This is a genomic window from Candidatus Igneacidithiobacillus taiwanensis, assembly GCF_031962545.1.
Lineage (GTDB): Bacteria > Pseudomonadota > Gammaproteobacteria > Acidithiobacillales > Acidithiobacillaceae > Igneacidithiobacillus > Igneacidithiobacillus taiwanensis.
In genome coordinates, this window is sequence record NZ_JAVRKK010000018.1 from 1 (window position 1) to 12,823 (window position 12,823).

Sequence of the window (12,823 nt, forward strand, 5' to 3'; positions counted from 1 at the left end):
AAATAGTGGTATTTCGATCAGCAATGGGCCTCATGGCGTTTTTTTTGAGATTCTGGATCAACGGCAATGCCTTCTTCGGCTAGATCAGATCTTCCCTAATAATTTTTTCCACTTGGGCATTGAAGATATTCAGTACTCCAATGGCTGGGACTACAGCCTGATAATCCATCAAATCCTTCCCACTCACATTTGCTTGCGCGCTACCATGAGCTTTGGACTCGGCATATGCTTTGTATGCTGGATCACGGACAAGGCAAAAGGGATAGCCGATATCACTAACACCGTTGACAGTCGATAAGCGACCGACCCGTTGATTTAAATATGCGACCGAATTGAGCTCTGGAACTAGTCCAGTTTCGCCAACATAACCGGTCATACCAATAACTAAATCTCCTCTTTTGAGCGCAAACCGATCAAGCCCATTCACTGTTTCATGCGCAACAAAAGAGCACCCGGATACGTCAATGATCCCCGGTTTCACATTCCCAATTTTGACCACTGGATGACCTGAGCCTGTCCAGTCCTTAGTCTTAAAAGCGTATCCATTCTGGAAGGATGCAAAGTCAGACAATGAACCAGTCTTCCACCCCCTCGGAATCTCCCCTAGCTCCGAATCCTGCATCTCGTCGGGAAACAGCGCGGCGGTGGCGGCGAGTTGGGCGTAGTGCTCGGGCGGGAGGGCGTCGAGTTCGGCATCGGGCTTGCCGCTAATGGCGCTCATGGCGGCGCGCAGCGGGTCGCGACCTTCTTGCTTGGCGGCAATCTTGGCCTTGACCGGATCGAAATCCACAAACCACGATTTGAAAATGGCTTGCGCCATCGCTTCCAGGGTTTGATTGATGCGGCGGTTGAGGTCGATTTTGTCGTCCAGGCCTCCCAATATCTTTACCAGCTGCTCTTGTTCTTTAAGCGGAGGGCAGCAAACCCACTTGCGGCGAAAGTCTGGAAAGTGCCCTTTGTATTCTTCAAGCCAAACACGCCCCTTGGTCAGGTAATAAAGGAACCTAGTTTGGCAAACTCCATTCTTACCAATCATAGGGAACACGTTTTGAATTACTGAGAAAGGCTTCTCCATTAACCGCATTTCGCATGTGTGATTGGCGAATGTCACCACTGGATTTTCTGGAGAAGCTAAAACACCGGGCTCTTCGTTGTGCCACCCTACAATTCCCGTCGCCGATTGGTCGATGACTGGAACACTTCCGACAGGGAATGAGGTCTTTTGCTCAAATCGCTTCCCGACTGGCAGTTGTTCGTACAACTGCTCAATCTGGAAGACCTGCCATCCGTCAGGTAAGTATTTTTCGGCCTCTTCCTTCGAGGAGTAGGATGGAAGTCGAACCCAGTCACGCGCCATAACCCAACCCCGCCAAGTTCCTCTTGATCTCCCCATCCAGCCGGGCACTCTCCGCAAACTGCCCGAGCAGTTGATCCCGCAGCCCTACCATCTTGCTATTCACCACGGGCTTCCAGGCTGGCGGCCAGCTCTGCCTCCAACGCTTCAATGCTGGGCAGTTTGTCGCGCAGGGCTTCGGGCAGCGTGTGCGACAAGGTGTAGGTAGCCAGGCCAAGCGGTTTTTGGATATCGGACAAGGCATATTCTGCCACTAGCCGGTCTTTGCTTTTGCACAGCAGTAGGCCAATGGTCGGCGCGTCATTCGGACCGCGCAGTTGCTCGTCTACGGCCTTTAAATAAAAATTGAGTTTGCCTGCAAATTCGGGTTCAAAGTCCGCGGTTTTCAGCTTGACCACCACGTAGCAGTGCAGGCGGGCGTGGTAAAACAGCATGTCTAGAAAAAACTCGCGTTCGCCCACTTGTATTGGCACCTGCCGCCCCATGTAGGCAAAGCCCGCGCCCAGTTCGAGCAAAAACTGGGTGATATGCTCGATCAGCGCTCGCTCTAGCTCGCGTTCGTTGTGTTCGGGTGTAAGGGAGAGAAAATCGAACACATAGGGGTCTTTGAGTACTTGTGCCGCGAGATCAGATTGGGGAGGGGGAAGAGTCTTTGCGAAGTTGCTCAGGGCTTTGCCTTCGCGTTGCCATAGGCCGCTTTCGATCTGGTGTGTGAGAACGGCGCGACTCCAACCGTGGGCCTGGGTTTGCTGCACATAGTAGAGGGCTTCGCTGTGGCTGCTGCATTTGCTGATAATGACCACATTGTGCCACCAAGGGATGACAAATAATTGCGAAGCAGCCTGCTTCGCAATCTCGGGGACTTGGTTCCAAAAGACATACCAGCGGCGGATTTGCTCCAGATTGCGCTTTGAGAATCCCTTTACTTCAGGGAACTCGCGCATCAGATCGGTGCTGAGTTGGGTCAAAAAACCGCTGCCCCAGGCCTGTGTTGCCTGTTTGTTGATGATGTCTGCACCGAGCTGCCAATAAAATTGCAGTAACTCGGTGTTCACCGCCACGGCGGCTTTAAGCTGCACTTGCCGGAAGCGGGTTTTCAGGTCGCTCAGCCAGGCTCGATAGTCAGTCGTAACGTTGATGGCCTCGCTCATAGTGGATACCCCAACCCCGCCAGATTCTTTTTGATCTCTTCTTCCAACTTGGCACTTTCGGCAAACTGCTCGGCCAGTTGGGCGGTGAGCCTTGCCATCTTGTCGGCAAAGGCTTCGCCGTCGTCTTTTTGCTCTTGGGCGCCCACGTAGCGCCCGGGTGTGAGCACATAGTCGTGCTTGCGAATATCGTCTAAGGTGGCCGAGTAGCAAAAGCCCGGCACATTCTCATAACCTTCGCCCTGTTGCCAGGCGTGGTAGGTGGCGGCAATCTTTTTGATGTCGTCGACGGTAAAGTCACGCAGCACGCGGTCTTTCATGTAGCCGAGGTTGCGGGCATCGATGAAGAGAAGCTCACGGCGCCGGTCGCGTTTGGTTTTGTTGAGCGAAAGACCATTGCGCTTGTCGCGGGTGAGGAACCAGATGCAGGCCGGAATTTGCGTGTTGGTGAAGAGCTGGCCGGGCAGCGCGACCATACATTCGACATAGTCGTCCTCGATGAGTTTTTTGCGGATTTCGCCTTCGTTATTGGTATTGCTGCTCATCGAGCCGTTGGCTAGCAGCAAGGCCATGCTGCCGGTGGGCGCGAGGTGGTAGAGCATGTGCTGCAGCCAAGCAAAGTTGGCATTGCCCTGGGGCGGGGTGCCGGCAATCCAGCGCGGGTCGTTGGCGAGCTTTTCGCTCCACCACTCCTTCATGTTGAAGGGCGGGTTGGCCATGACGAAGTCGGCGCGCAGGTCGGGGTGCAGGTCGTTGAGCAGGGTGTCGGCGGGTTGGCCGCCAAAGTTGAAGTCGATGCCGCGGATAGCCATGTTCATGGCGGCGAGACGCCAGGTGGTGGGGTTGCTTTCTTGCCCGTAAACGCTGATTTGCCCGGTTTTGCCGTTGGCGATCTTGCCGCCGTGCTGCTCGATGAATTCTTCGCTTTGCACGAAAAAGCCGCCGGAGCCCATGGCCGGGTCGTATACACGGCCCTTGAAGGGCTGCAGCATTTCTACAATCAGCGTGACGATGCTTTTGGGGGTGTAGTATTGGCCGCCTTTTTTGCCCTCGGCCAGCGCAAACTGGCCAAGAAAATACTCATACACATGGCCGAGAATGTCTTTGCTTTTGAGATGGAGTGCTTGGCCGTTATAACTGGGTTGGCTGAAATTGGTGTCGGAAAAATGGGCGATGAGATCGGCTAGTTTGTTGCTGTCGATTTGCGTGCGGGCGAAGTCTTTATTGAGCACATTTTTGAGTTTTTGCTCGTTTTCGCGCTCGATGGCTTCCATGGCGTTATCAATCAGCCAGCCGACGCTGCGCATTTCTTCGGGTTCGTTTTTACCCGGTTTATTCCACGGCAGTGGTGCTTTGGGTGGCAGTTGGGCGCAGTCGCGCAGGGTTTGCCAGCGCGCTTCGATGGGCACCCAAAACACATTTTTTTCGGTGTAGTAGTCGCGTACCTCTAGCTCGGCGGCGAGATCGAGCTCGTAGTCTTCCGGATGGTCGGCGGGGTCCATGTAGTAATCATGGTCGGGGTTTTGGAACTGCTCGCGTAATTCCTTTTGTCGCTCCTCGAAGGCGTCGGAAACGTATTTGAGAAAGATCAGACCGAGGACGACATGCTTGTAGACAGCGGCATCGAGATTGGAGCGCAGCTTATCGGCAGCGGTCCAGAGTTTTTTTTCGAGGTCGTTGAAAAACTGGTTTTCGATGGGGTTCACAGACGGCTCCCAGAGACGGATGGCGGCAAGGCCCTCGGTTGGGCACACAGCGACTATCGTACTCTGAAATCCTTGGCCGAATCACGCCGCCCGCGCGGTTCACAATCCTTCATGGAAAATTGTTTGGCGACAGGCAACGATCTGCTTACCCTAAATCGATGATCAAACAGAACACGCAACCGCAAGAACCGTCTTTGCTGCTTATCCTCGGTATGCACCGCAGCGGCACCAGCGCTATTGCCAAAGGTGTCGAAAGCTTGGGGCTGAGCTTGGGCGAATACCTGCTTGGCGCAGCGCCCGATAACCCCAAGGGATACTGGGAAGACGCTGAGGGAGTCGCCCTCAACCAGAAAATCTTCGAGCGTTGTGACCTGCGCTGGAATGAGGCGCGCATCCTCGATGCAGACGAACTGCTAGCCCGTAGCGAAGACTTGCGGCGCACGGTCGGAGACCTCCTTACCAGCCGCATCGCTTGCTGGCGCCAGTGGGCCTTCAAGGATCCACGCACCCTGCGTACCTTGCCGATTTGGCTGGCGGCAGCCGATGACTGCCGACTCGATACTCGTGCTTTGCTAGTGCTGCGTGATCCGCGGGAGGTTTGCGCGTCTTTGGCAGCACGGAACCGCATGGATCCCCTGCGCGCCCAGTTGATGTGGGCGGCCCACTGGCTACCCTTTCTCCCATTGCTGCGCGGTCATCGTCTTGCCGTCATCGACTATGACGAGATCATGACGACGCCAGCGCAAGCCTTGCAGAAGGCTGCGACACGCCTTGCTTATGCAGTCAACGCACAGCAACTACGGCAGTACGAAGAGGGATTTCTGGACCCAACCTTGCGCCATCATCGCGCCAACGACGGCTCATCCCTCTTGCCGCTCCTGGCCGACGCCTACGATTTGCTCCGCGCTTTTCACGAAATACCGGAAGCGCAGTTTTGGACCGCTTGGGAGGGGCTGCAGCTCCGTCATCGCGAGTGGGGGGAGTGCTATGCATTGCTCGATACAGAAACCGATTGGCGTCGCCGACGCCGCGGCACTTGGTGGAGGTGGACGCATGGACGCTTGTGATCCGTTACCAGCTGAGTGCTCTGAGGTGCCGATCTACGTGATTACCCTGCTCCAGCGGCCGGAGCGGCAGGCCCATGTGGCCGCTTTGCAGCGTTCCAGTCCTTTGCCTTTGCGGGTTTTTCCGGCCATCACTCCGCAGTGCTACGAAGATATCCCAAGCTATGACCGGGCCTGGCGTGCGCGCCACTTCGGTTACGATCTGACTCTGGGGGAGATTGGCTGCTTGCTCAGCCATCGTGCCCTGTGGGAGCGTTGTGTGCGTAGCAACCAGACCATGTGCATATTGGAAGATGATGTTGAGCTGGGGGAGGACTTTGCTGCTAGCCTTGCGCATGCTTTGGCCTGGCAGGGTGAATGGGACGTGCTGCGCTTTCTTGCCGAGCGTTGGGACCGCTGGCGGGTACCGGTTTGGCGCCTCGATGCCGAGCATGTACTAGCCCAGTATCCACGCCCGGCCATGGGCACGGCGGCTTATCTTCTGCAGCCCCAGGCCGCCCAACGTCTGCTGGCGCTGACGGAGCAGATCCGCATTCCTGTTGACCAGGTCATCGACCGCTTTTGGGCGCATCGCTTGCGGGTGCGGGTGGTGGAACCGCACCCCGTGCGCATCGCCCAGAGCTGCCCATCGGTGATTGCCGAGCGGGGTTGGGCGGCCAGCCATGGTGATGCGCGGCGCCCATTGTGGCGGCGCTTGCAACGAGACTTGCGCAACGGCGCAGACCGCCTTCTTGGTCTGCTCTACAGCCTAGACTGCCTCCGCCAAGCCTGGCGCTGCCAAGCGTCGGCGCCTACAAGCCCTCTTCGGCTGCCAGGAGGTCGGCCAGGGTCTCCCGCCGGCGGATGAGTTGCACTTGGCCGCCCGTGACCAGGACTTCGGCAGCGCGGGGGCGGCTGTTGTACTGGCTGCTCATGGCAAAGCCGTAGGCGCCGGCACCGAGAATGGCCAAGCAGCTCCCCGGCGGGACGCTGGCCAGGGGCCGATTCTTGGCAAAGAAGTCGCCACTTTCGCAGACCGGGCCGACCACGTCGCAATAGCGCATGGGTAGGTCTTTCTGGCGCAGCGGCCAGATCGTATGCCAGGCGCCATAGAGGCTTGGACGCAACAAGTCGTTCATGCCGGCATCGACCACGCAAAAATGCTTGCCTTCGTTTTCCTTCCAGTATTCTACCCGGGTTAGCAGGACCCCGGCATTGCCAACCAGGGCGCGGCCGAGTTCCACCACCCGCCGCACGGGTAGGCCCGCCAGCGCCGTATCGAGGACCGCGGCATAGTCGGCCGGGCTCGGCGCGACCTCGTCTTGGTAGCGAATGCCCACACCGCCGCCCAGGTCGAGATGCTGTAGGCGCATACCTTCGCGTTGCAGCTCTTCGTACAGGGCGCGCAGGCGGGCCGCCGCCGCACCCAAGGGCTGCAGGTCGATGAGTTGCGAGCCGATGTGGGCGGCAATGCCAATGAATTTGACGCTTGGCCAGAGGGCTGCCTGCCGGTACAGGGAGGCAGCGGCCGCCAGCGGGATGCCGAATTTGCTTTCCTTGAGGCCGGTGGCGATGTACTGGTGGGTGCCGGGGTCGACATCTGGGTTCACGCGCAGGGCGACGGGGGCTTGTACCCCCAATTCGGCGGCAATCTGGGCGATGCGTTCGAGTTCTGCGGCAGATTCCACATTCAGACAGAAAATGCCTGCCTCGAGGGCGGCGCGGATTTCGGCGCGGCTCTTGCCGACCCCGGAAAAGACGATCTTGCCGGGGTCGCCGCCGGCGCGTAGCACCCGCGCCAGTTCGCCGCCCGAGACGATATCAAAACCCGCCCCCCAACTGGCCAGCAAGCGCAGCAGCTGCAGGTTGCCGTTGGCCTTCACGGCATAGCAGGTGAGGGTATTGGTACCGAGGGCGTGGGCAAAGGCGTGGTAGCGCTCGCGTAGAAAGAGCTCGGAGTAGACGTAGCAGGGGGTGCCGAAGCGCTCGGCGATGTCGTCCAGCGGCTGATCATCCATATACAGCTGCTGGGCGTGGTAGCGGAGGGGATGCATTAGTGGCTGCTCGTGGAGGTGGTGGGGGCACTGGGGTGGGGTAGGGTGAGGGCGGTTTTGCGCCCACAGCCGGCCAGGGCAAGGCTGCCTAGGAGTAGCAACAAGAACAGCGGGCGCAGGTGCTTCATAGCCCCTCCCCTTGCAAGCGCGCGCGGGCGCGGGCAATGGCGGCGCGTACCTGGGCCGGTGCCGTCCCGCCGAGATGATTACGCGCGGCAACGGAGCCCTCCAGACTCAGCACCCCATAAACGTCTTCTTCGATGAAGGGGGATAGCCCCTGCAATTCCGCCAGCGACAAAGCCTCCAGGCCGATGCCGCGCTCTTGCGCGAGGCGCACTGCCGTCCCTACCACGGCGTGGGCATCGCGGAAGGGCACCCCCTTGCGGACCAGGTAATCGGCCAGATCGGTCGCGGTGGCGAAGCCTTTTTCGGCCTCGGCACGCATGTGCTTGGGGCGGGTCTGCAGGCCGGGGAGCATACGCGTAAGCAGGCGCAGGCTGGCCTCGACCTCGTCGAGGGCGGTAAAGAAAATGCTCTTGTCTTCTTGGTTATCGCGGTTGTAGGCCAGCGCCTGCCCTTTCATGAGGATGAGCAGGGCGGTGAGCTGCCCCATGACCTTGCCGCTTTTGCCGCGAATGAGCTCGGCCACATCGGGGTTTTTTTTCTGCGGCATGATGCTGGAGCCGGTACAAAAGGCATCGGGCAGGTCGATGAAGGCGAGGGCCGCCGACATCCAGTAGATGAGCTCCTCCGCCAGGCGCGACAGGTGCACGGCAATGATCGACAGCGCCGCCAGCACTTCGAGGAGGAAATCGCGGTCGGAGACGGCGTCGAGACTGTTTTCGGCCACGGCATCGAAGCCGAGCTCCCGCGCCACGTCCCAGCGATCGATGGGAAAGGTGGTGCCCGCCAGGGCCGCCGCCCCCAGGGGCAAGACATTGACCCGCTTGCGGGCATCGGCCAGGCGCGCGGCATCGCGGCGGAACATTTCGACATAGGCCATGCAGTGATGGCCGAAGGTGACGGGCTGCGCTACCTGCAGGTGCGTAAGGCCGGGCAGCAAGGTGTCGGCTTCCCGCTCTGCCAAGTCGACGAAAACCGCTTGCAGTTGGCGCAGCAGGGCAAGCAGACGATCGATGGCGCCGCGGGTATAGAGGCGCATGTCGGTAGCGACTTGGTCGTTACGCGAACGCCCGGTGTGCAGCTTTTTGCCGGTATCGCCAATGAGAGCGATCAGGCGGCTTTCGATGTGCATGTGGATGTCTTCGAGGCGATCGCTGAAAGCGAAATGGCCGCTTTCGATCTCCGCGCGGATCTGTACTAGACCCTGGGCGATGGCTTCGACCTCGCTATTTGTGAGGACGCCAACTCGGCCCAGCATGCGCGCGTGGGCGAGGGAGCCGCGGATATCCTCCGCATATAGACGTCGATCGACGGCAATGGAGGAAGTGAAGGCCTCCACCAGGGCATCGGTATCGGCGGCAAAACGGCCACCCCACATCTTGTCGCTCATTGCAGACCTCCTTGCTTGCCGGGACTATACCCAAAGCCGCCGCGGCGGACTAGGGGAGGTCATGGCCGCCATGGCAGACTGATTTGGAAACGTACGCCGGCACAGAGGGTAGAGACCTTTGCGGTAGCAGCAAAGCGCGCAGTATTGATGATTGCTCTATGCTATTATGCAATCGTTGCAATCAAAGTAGGAGATAGCAAAATATGCGATCGATCACGATTCGCAATGTACCGGACGAGGTGCACCGCGCCATTCGGGTTCGTGCAGCGCTACATGGTCGCAGCACCGAAGCAGAAATCCGCGACATTTTAGAGAAAGCGGCAAGGCCCAGTGGCAGTCTCAAACTTGGTTCGTTGCTGGTCTCGATTGCCCGCGAAGCCGGTGGCCTAACGGACGCCGAAGCCGAGCACTTCGATCGACTGCGCGACAAGAGCCCAGCCGAGCCGATGTCCTTTCCATGATCGTCCTCGATACCAACGTCATCTCCGAATTATGGAAGATCGAGCCAAACCCCAACGTACTGACCTGGATCGACGCCCAGGCCGTGGAAACGCTCTATCTGACTGCCATCACGGTAGCCGAGTTACGATATGGTCTTGCCACCATGCCCGCAGGCAAGCGTCGTACGGTCTATCAAGATCGCTTGGAGGAAGAAGTCTTGCCAGCTTTCACGGCGCGCATTCTGCCCTTTGATCTCGACGCCTCGCGAATCTTTGCCGAGGGGATGGCGCGGGCGAGAGCAGATGGCAAGGCTATCGGTAAGGAAGATGGGTACATTGCCGCCATTGCAAAAGCGCGCGGTTTCGCTGTTGCCACGCGCGACGTAGCGCCCTTTCGGGCGTTTTTGCTGAGCGTGCTCAACCCCTGGGAGGCAACGCCATAGCGGGCGAAGTCTGGCGCAAGACCTTGCCTGGAAAATACCCAATTGCGCTCAGTCGAGCAGGCGGAAGATGCGCCAGATGCCGTCGCGCCGTAAGGCATGCACCAGGGTGAGGCCAACGTGGCCGATCCAATAGGCCCAAACCAGTAGGTACAAGGCCTTGTGCAGGGGGATGAGGGCATGCAGGATGGCGCCCGGTGGAGTGCCGCCTTGGGGCAGGAAAAAGTAAATGGCGGTGCCAGTGAGCGCCATCCAGCTGACCAGCACGAGGCCCAGACCATGGACCAGTGCCGCCAGACTCGGCGCCGGACCGGGGGCGCGCAGGCGACCACGGAAGAGTCCGGTGAAGTCATCGATGATCGGCCGCCAGGGTCCGCGCAAGGGAAAGAGTTGGGCACGCAGGGCCGGGCTCGTGAAGATCCACAGCCACTCCCAGAGCAGAAAGAGGGCGGTGCTTAACCCCATCCAGGCGTGGGTGCTGAATAAGAGTTGGGTAAGGCTGCCATAGTCGGCGTGCTGCCAGTCTGGCGTCATCCACAGGGAGCTAAAGAGCTGCCAAGTCACCCCCAGGGCAATACCGGCGTGTAACCAGCGCGCCTCCCGAGGCCAGGGATTTTGTTCATCCTGCATGGAATCCTCCCGAGATCATCTCTGTCGATTGTACCGACTGGTCCCCGGCACCCATAGCGATATTGCGCGATAAAAAGAGCAAAGCGTATGATGAAATTCCGCTCAAAGCGGAGGGGAGCGTCATGATCTATCTCTATACGTTGAATACCATTTTTGTTGTGCTCATCGTCCTTGCCGTGTGGTTTCCGCGCGAGGCGCGCACAGTTTTGCAGCGGCTCGGTTTGTGGGAGTGGGTACGGGGAATCGATGGCAAGGCTTTCCGCCTCTGGGTGCGCCGCTTGGGCATCTTGCTGATCTTGATGGCGGTTGCGCTTTTTGCCTCCATACTTACCGGTAGTCACCCTTGGGATTGGGCCCTGCCAGCGGGGGAGGCGCTCTTTTTTGGGGGGATGCTGTATTGGGTGGGGCACTGGTCGAAGGATGCCCCCTGACTTAGCAGAACTCCCGCCGTTGGAGCAGAATGCGCCGATATTCCTCGGGATCGCGCAAGGCGGTGAGTTGGCCGGCGCGGGGAAAGTGCTGGGCCTCGAGGCGCAGTAGCCAAAAGCGCAGGGCAGCGGCGCGCATATACGGAAACCAGAGCCCGTGCTCGCGCCGCTCGAAGGGGCGGACGCTCTCGTAGGCTTGCCAGAGCACGGCGGCCAAACCTTTGTCGAGGCTGCCATCGGGCTGGGAACACCAGGAGTTGGCAACGACGGCAAGGTCGTAGAGCCAGGCGTCGTCGCCGGCGTAGTAGTAATCGATGGTGCCGGTGATTTCCTCGCCCTCGAAGAGGACATTGTCCGGGAAGAGGTCGGCATGGATGACGCCGCCCGGAAGCTTGTCGCGAGGCCATTGCTTTTGTGCCTCGCGTTCGTCTACGAGGAGCTCCCGCTCCGCCGGACTGAGCTTGGGGATGAGCCGACGGCCAATTTCCTGGCACCATTGCAAGCCCGCCGGATTGGGATGCTCCTCGGGAAAGCCCTGTCCGGCCAAATGCATTCGCGCGAGGAGCCGCCCCAGGGCAGCGATTTCGTTTTCCCGCGGCGCCCTGCCTTCGATGGACTGCCCAGGCAAGCGTTGGACAATGGCGGCCGGCTTGCCGCACAGGGTACCCAGGATTTCGCCGTGGCGGGCATGTACCGGCGCCGGGCAGGGAATGCCGCGTCGACTCAGCCACTCCGTCACATGCAGATAATAGGGGATCTCAGTGGCCGGCAGGCGTTCGAAGAGGGTGAGCACAAAGCGGCCCGTGCTGGTATCGAGAAAAAAGTTGCTGTTTTCCGTACCCGCGCAGATGCCTTCGATACGCTCCAAGCTGCCAAGGTCATAGTCGGCAAGGAAGACCTGCAGATCGGCAGCAGGGATTTCGGTATACACGGCCATCAGCTTACCAACGCAACAAGACCCACTGCGGCACATCCATCTGTTCGGCGTCGGTGCTCGGCACGCGGGTAAACTTGCCCTTGCCGCTGCGATCCACCAAGTAATAGGGCGGGAAGGGCTTGGGTGGGATGACCTTGATCATGTAGACCTCGCCGTCGGCCCTGAACTCCTCGATTTTGGAACCCTTGGGTACGTGCAGCTCGGCCTCGGGTAGGCTGTGCTTGGGCGGCGCCAGGCGCGGCAGATGGTAGGGATATTTTTCCGGGCCGCTGTCGGCCAGGGCCGCACCGGCGCAGAGCAGGGTGGTAAGGCCCAATAAAACGGCGAAGTTGCGCGACATGACGGTTTCCTCCCTTAGAGGTTGAGTAGCGCTTCGGTTTCCGCCGCCGAGGGGGCAAAACCGCGTTTTTCGTAGTGGTCGAAGATGGTGGCGAGCACCGCATCCGGGTCGTCGAGGACGGTGACGAGGTCGAGATCTTCGCGATTGATGGTCCCGTGGGTGAGCAGGGCGTTTTTCCACCAATCAATGAGGCCGCCCCAAAAGCTCGAGCCAAAGAGGATGATCGGCATGCGCCGGGTCTTGCCGGTTTGCACCAGGGTGAGACATTCCGCCAGCTCGTCGAGGGTGCCAAAGCCGCCGGGCATGACCACATAGGCGGCGGCATACTTCATGAACATCACCTTGCGCGAGTAGAAATGTTCGAAGGAGAGGGAGATGTCTTGGTAGGGATTGCTGTGTTGCTCGTGGGGGAGCTCGATGTTGAGACCGATGCTGTAGCCGCTACCGCGATGGGCGCCGCGATTGGCCGCCTCCATGATGCCCGGGCCGCCGCCGCTGATGACGGAAAAACCGGCGTTGGAGAGCTTTTCGGCAATCTCCACGGTCTGCTGGTACCAGGGATGATCTTCGGCAATGCGGGCGGAGCCAAAGATGCTGACGCAGGGTTCGACGGTGGCTAGTTTTTCGTAACCACGAACGAATTCCGCCATGATCTGGAAGATTTTCCAGGCTTCGCGGGTGAGTCGACTCTCGCCGCCGTCGCGAAGTCGCTCGCTTTCCAGGGGTGCGCGCATGATCAGGTCTACCGTATGAGCTCAAATTTTCCGTATTATGGCGGAAAGCAGCGGAA

15 protein-coding genes are annotated in these 12,823 nt (G+C 59.4%); 5 read left to right on the plus strand and 10 right to left on the minus strand.

All coding sequences use genetic code 11. The features are described 5' to 3' along the window. Positions 1-79 precede the first annotated feature (79 nt). The 3 genes from RTI30_RS04380 to RTI30_RS04390 form a co-directional block, all read right to left on the minus strand. The gene (locus RTI30_RS04380; RefSeq protein ID WP_312283380.1) at positions 80-1,357 is read right to left on the minus strand and encodes a restriction endonuclease subunit S; all 1,278 of its coding nucleotides are present in this window, start codon (positions 1,355-1,357) and stop codon (positions 80-82) included. Positions 1,358-1,452: 95 nt separating this feature from the next. Beyond that, positions 1,453-2,505, minus strand: coding sequence for a PDDEXK nuclease domain-containing protein (locus RTI30_RS04385; RefSeq protein WP_312262428.1), 1,053 nt, complete (start codon positions 2,503-2,505; stop codon positions 1,453-1,455). Next, positions 2,502-4,208 carry a class I SAM-dependent DNA methyltransferase gene (locus tag RTI30_RS04390; RefSeq protein WP_312262427.1) on the minus strand — a complete coding sequence of 569 codons (1,707 nt, stop codon included), beginning with the start codon at positions 4,206-4,208 and terminating at the stop codon, positions 2,502-2,504. Before RTI30_RS04390 ends, RTI30_RS04385 begins: the two co-directional genes overlap by 4 nt. Positions 4,209-4,402: 194 nt before the next feature. On the opposite strand from RTI30_RS04390, the gene RTI30_RS04395 reads away from it, so the two are divergent. After that, positions 4,403-5,275, plus strand: a complete 873-nt coding sequence (locus RTI30_RS04395) for a hypothetical protein (protein ID WP_312262426.1) — start codon at positions 4,403-4,405, stop codon at positions 5,273-5,275. A gap of 25 nt (positions 5,276-5,300) precedes the next feature. Next, the gene (locus RTI30_RS04400; RefSeq protein ID WP_312283381.1) at positions 5,301-6,119 is read left to right on the plus strand and encodes a glycosyltransferase family 25 protein; all 819 of its coding nucleotides are present in this window, start codon (positions 5,301-5,303) and stop codon (positions 6,117-6,119) included. Here RTI30_RS04400 and lysA read toward each other — a convergent pair. The 3 genes from lysA to argH are packed head-to-tail and all read right to left on the minus strand — an operon-like array spanning position 6,064 to position 8,818. Further along, entirely contained in the window at positions 6,064-7,305 is a 1,242-nt protein-coding gene (gene lysA, locus RTI30_RS04405; protein WP_312262424.1) for a diaminopimelate decarboxylase, read from the minus strand. The genes RTI30_RS04400 and lysA overlap by 56 nt on opposite strands. After that, complete coding sequence (lptM, locus tag RTI30_RS04410; protein ID WP_312262423.1) at positions 7,305-7,433, minus strand: LPS translocon maturation chaperone LptM; 129 nt, start codon at positions 7,431-7,433, stop codon at positions 7,305-7,307. The genes lysA and lptM overlap by 1 nt, the downstream gene beginning before the upstream one ends. After that, positions 7,430-8,818 carry an argininosuccinate lyase gene (gene argH, locus RTI30_RS04415; RefSeq protein ID WP_312262422.1) on the minus strand — a complete coding sequence of 463 codons (1,389 nt, stop codon included), beginning with the start codon at positions 8,816-8,818 and terminating at the stop codon, positions 7,430-7,432. Before argH ends, lptM begins: the two co-directional genes overlap by 4 nt. Positions 8,819-9,021: 203 nt before the next feature. Between argH and RTI30_RS04420 the strand changes: the two genes are divergently transcribed. After that, positions 9,022-9,279, plus strand: a complete 258-nt coding sequence (locus RTI30_RS04420; RefSeq protein WP_312262421.1) for a FitA-like ribbon-helix-helix domain-containing protein — start codon at positions 9,022-9,024, stop codon at positions 9,277-9,279. Beyond that, the gene (locus RTI30_RS04425) at positions 9,276-9,701 is read left to right on the plus strand and encodes a type II toxin-antitoxin system VapC family toxin (protein ID WP_312262420.1); all 426 of its coding nucleotides are present in this window, start codon (positions 9,276-9,278) and stop codon (positions 9,699-9,701) included. The genes RTI30_RS04420 and RTI30_RS04425 overlap by 4 nt, the downstream gene beginning before the upstream one ends. Positions 9,702-9,749: 48 nt before the next feature. Here RTI30_RS04425 and RTI30_RS04430 read toward each other — a convergent pair whose 3' ends face one another. Beyond that, positions 9,750-10,328, minus strand: coding sequence for a cytochrome b/b6 domain-containing protein (locus RTI30_RS04430; protein WP_312262419.1), 579 nt, complete (start codon positions 10,326-10,328; stop codon positions 9,750-9,752). Positions 10,329-10,450: 122 nt separating this feature from the next. On the opposite strand from RTI30_RS04430, the gene RTI30_RS04435 reads away from it, so the two are divergent. After that, complete coding sequence (locus tag RTI30_RS04435; RefSeq protein WP_312262417.1) at positions 10,451-10,759, plus strand: hypothetical protein; 309 nt, start codon at positions 10,451-10,453, stop codon at positions 10,757-10,759. Position 10,760: 1 nt separating this feature from the next. Here RTI30_RS04435 and RTI30_RS04440 read toward each other — a convergent pair whose 3' ends face one another. Genes RTI30_RS04440 through RTI30_RS04450 form a run of 3 tightly spaced genes read right to left on the minus strand, consistent with a single transcriptional unit; the run spans position 10,761 to position 12,767 of the window. Next, a complete protein-coding gene (locus RTI30_RS04440; RefSeq protein ID WP_312262415.1) occupies positions 10,761-11,693 on the minus strand; it encodes a homoserine kinase in 933 nt (310 codons plus the stop codon). Between the two features lie 4 nt (positions 11,694-11,697). Next, entirely contained in the window at positions 11,698-12,033 is a 336-nt protein-coding gene (locus RTI30_RS04445; protein ID WP_312262413.1) for a DUF2782 domain-containing protein, read from the minus strand. 14 nt (positions 12,034-12,047) lie between these two features. After that, positions 12,048-12,767, minus strand: a complete 720-nt coding sequence (locus RTI30_RS04450) for a TIGR00730 family Rossman fold protein (protein WP_312262411.1) — start codon at positions 12,765-12,767, stop codon at positions 12,048-12,050. Positions 12,768-12,823 lie beyond the last annotated feature (56 nt).

Coding starts and splice junctions, on each gene's coding strand:
- RTI30_RS04380 (WP_312283380.1), bottom strand. CDS start 1,357: ATGGCGCGTGACTGGGTTCGACTTCCATCCTACTCCTCGAAGGAAGAG.
- RTI30_RS04385 (WP_312262428.1), bottom strand. CDS start 2,505: ATGAGCGAGGCCATCAACGTTACGACTGACTATCGAGCCTGGCTGAGC.
- lysA (WP_312262424.1), bottom strand. CDS start 7,305: ATGCATCCCCTCCGCTACCACGCCCAGCAGCTGTATATGGATGATCAG.
- lptM (WP_312262423.1), bottom strand. CDS start 7,433: ATGAAGCACCTGCGCCCGCTGTTCTTGTTGCTACTCCTAGGCAGCCTT.
- argH (WP_312262422.1), bottom strand. CDS start 8,818: ATGAGCGACAAGATGTGGGGTGGCCGTTTTGCCGCCGATACCGATGCC.
- RTI30_RS04420 (WP_312262421.1), top strand. CDS start 9,022: ATGCGATCGATCACGATTCGCAATGTACCGGACGAGGTGCACCGCGCC.
- RTI30_RS04425 (WP_312262420.1), top strand. CDS start 9,276: ATGATCGTCCTCGATACCAACGTCATCTCCGAATTATGGAAGATCGAG.
- RTI30_RS04430 (WP_312262419.1), bottom strand. CDS start 10,328: ATGCAGGATGAACAAAATCCCTGGCCTCGGGAGGCGCGCTGGTTACAC.
- RTI30_RS04435 (WP_312262417.1), top strand. CDS start 10,451: ATGATCTATCTCTATACGTTGAATACCATTTTTGTTGTGCTCATCGTC.
- RTI30_RS04440 (WP_312262415.1), bottom strand. CDS start 11,693: ATGGCCGTGTATACCGAAATCCCTGCTGCCGATCTGCAGGTCTTCCTT.
- RTI30_RS04445 (WP_312262413.1), bottom strand. CDS start 12,033: ATGTCGCGCAACTTCGCCGTTTTATTGGGCCTTACCACCCTGCTCTGC.
- RTI30_RS04450 (WP_312262411.1), bottom strand. CDS start 12,767: ATGCGCGCACCCCTGGAAAGCGAGCGACTTCGCGACGGCGGCGAGAGT.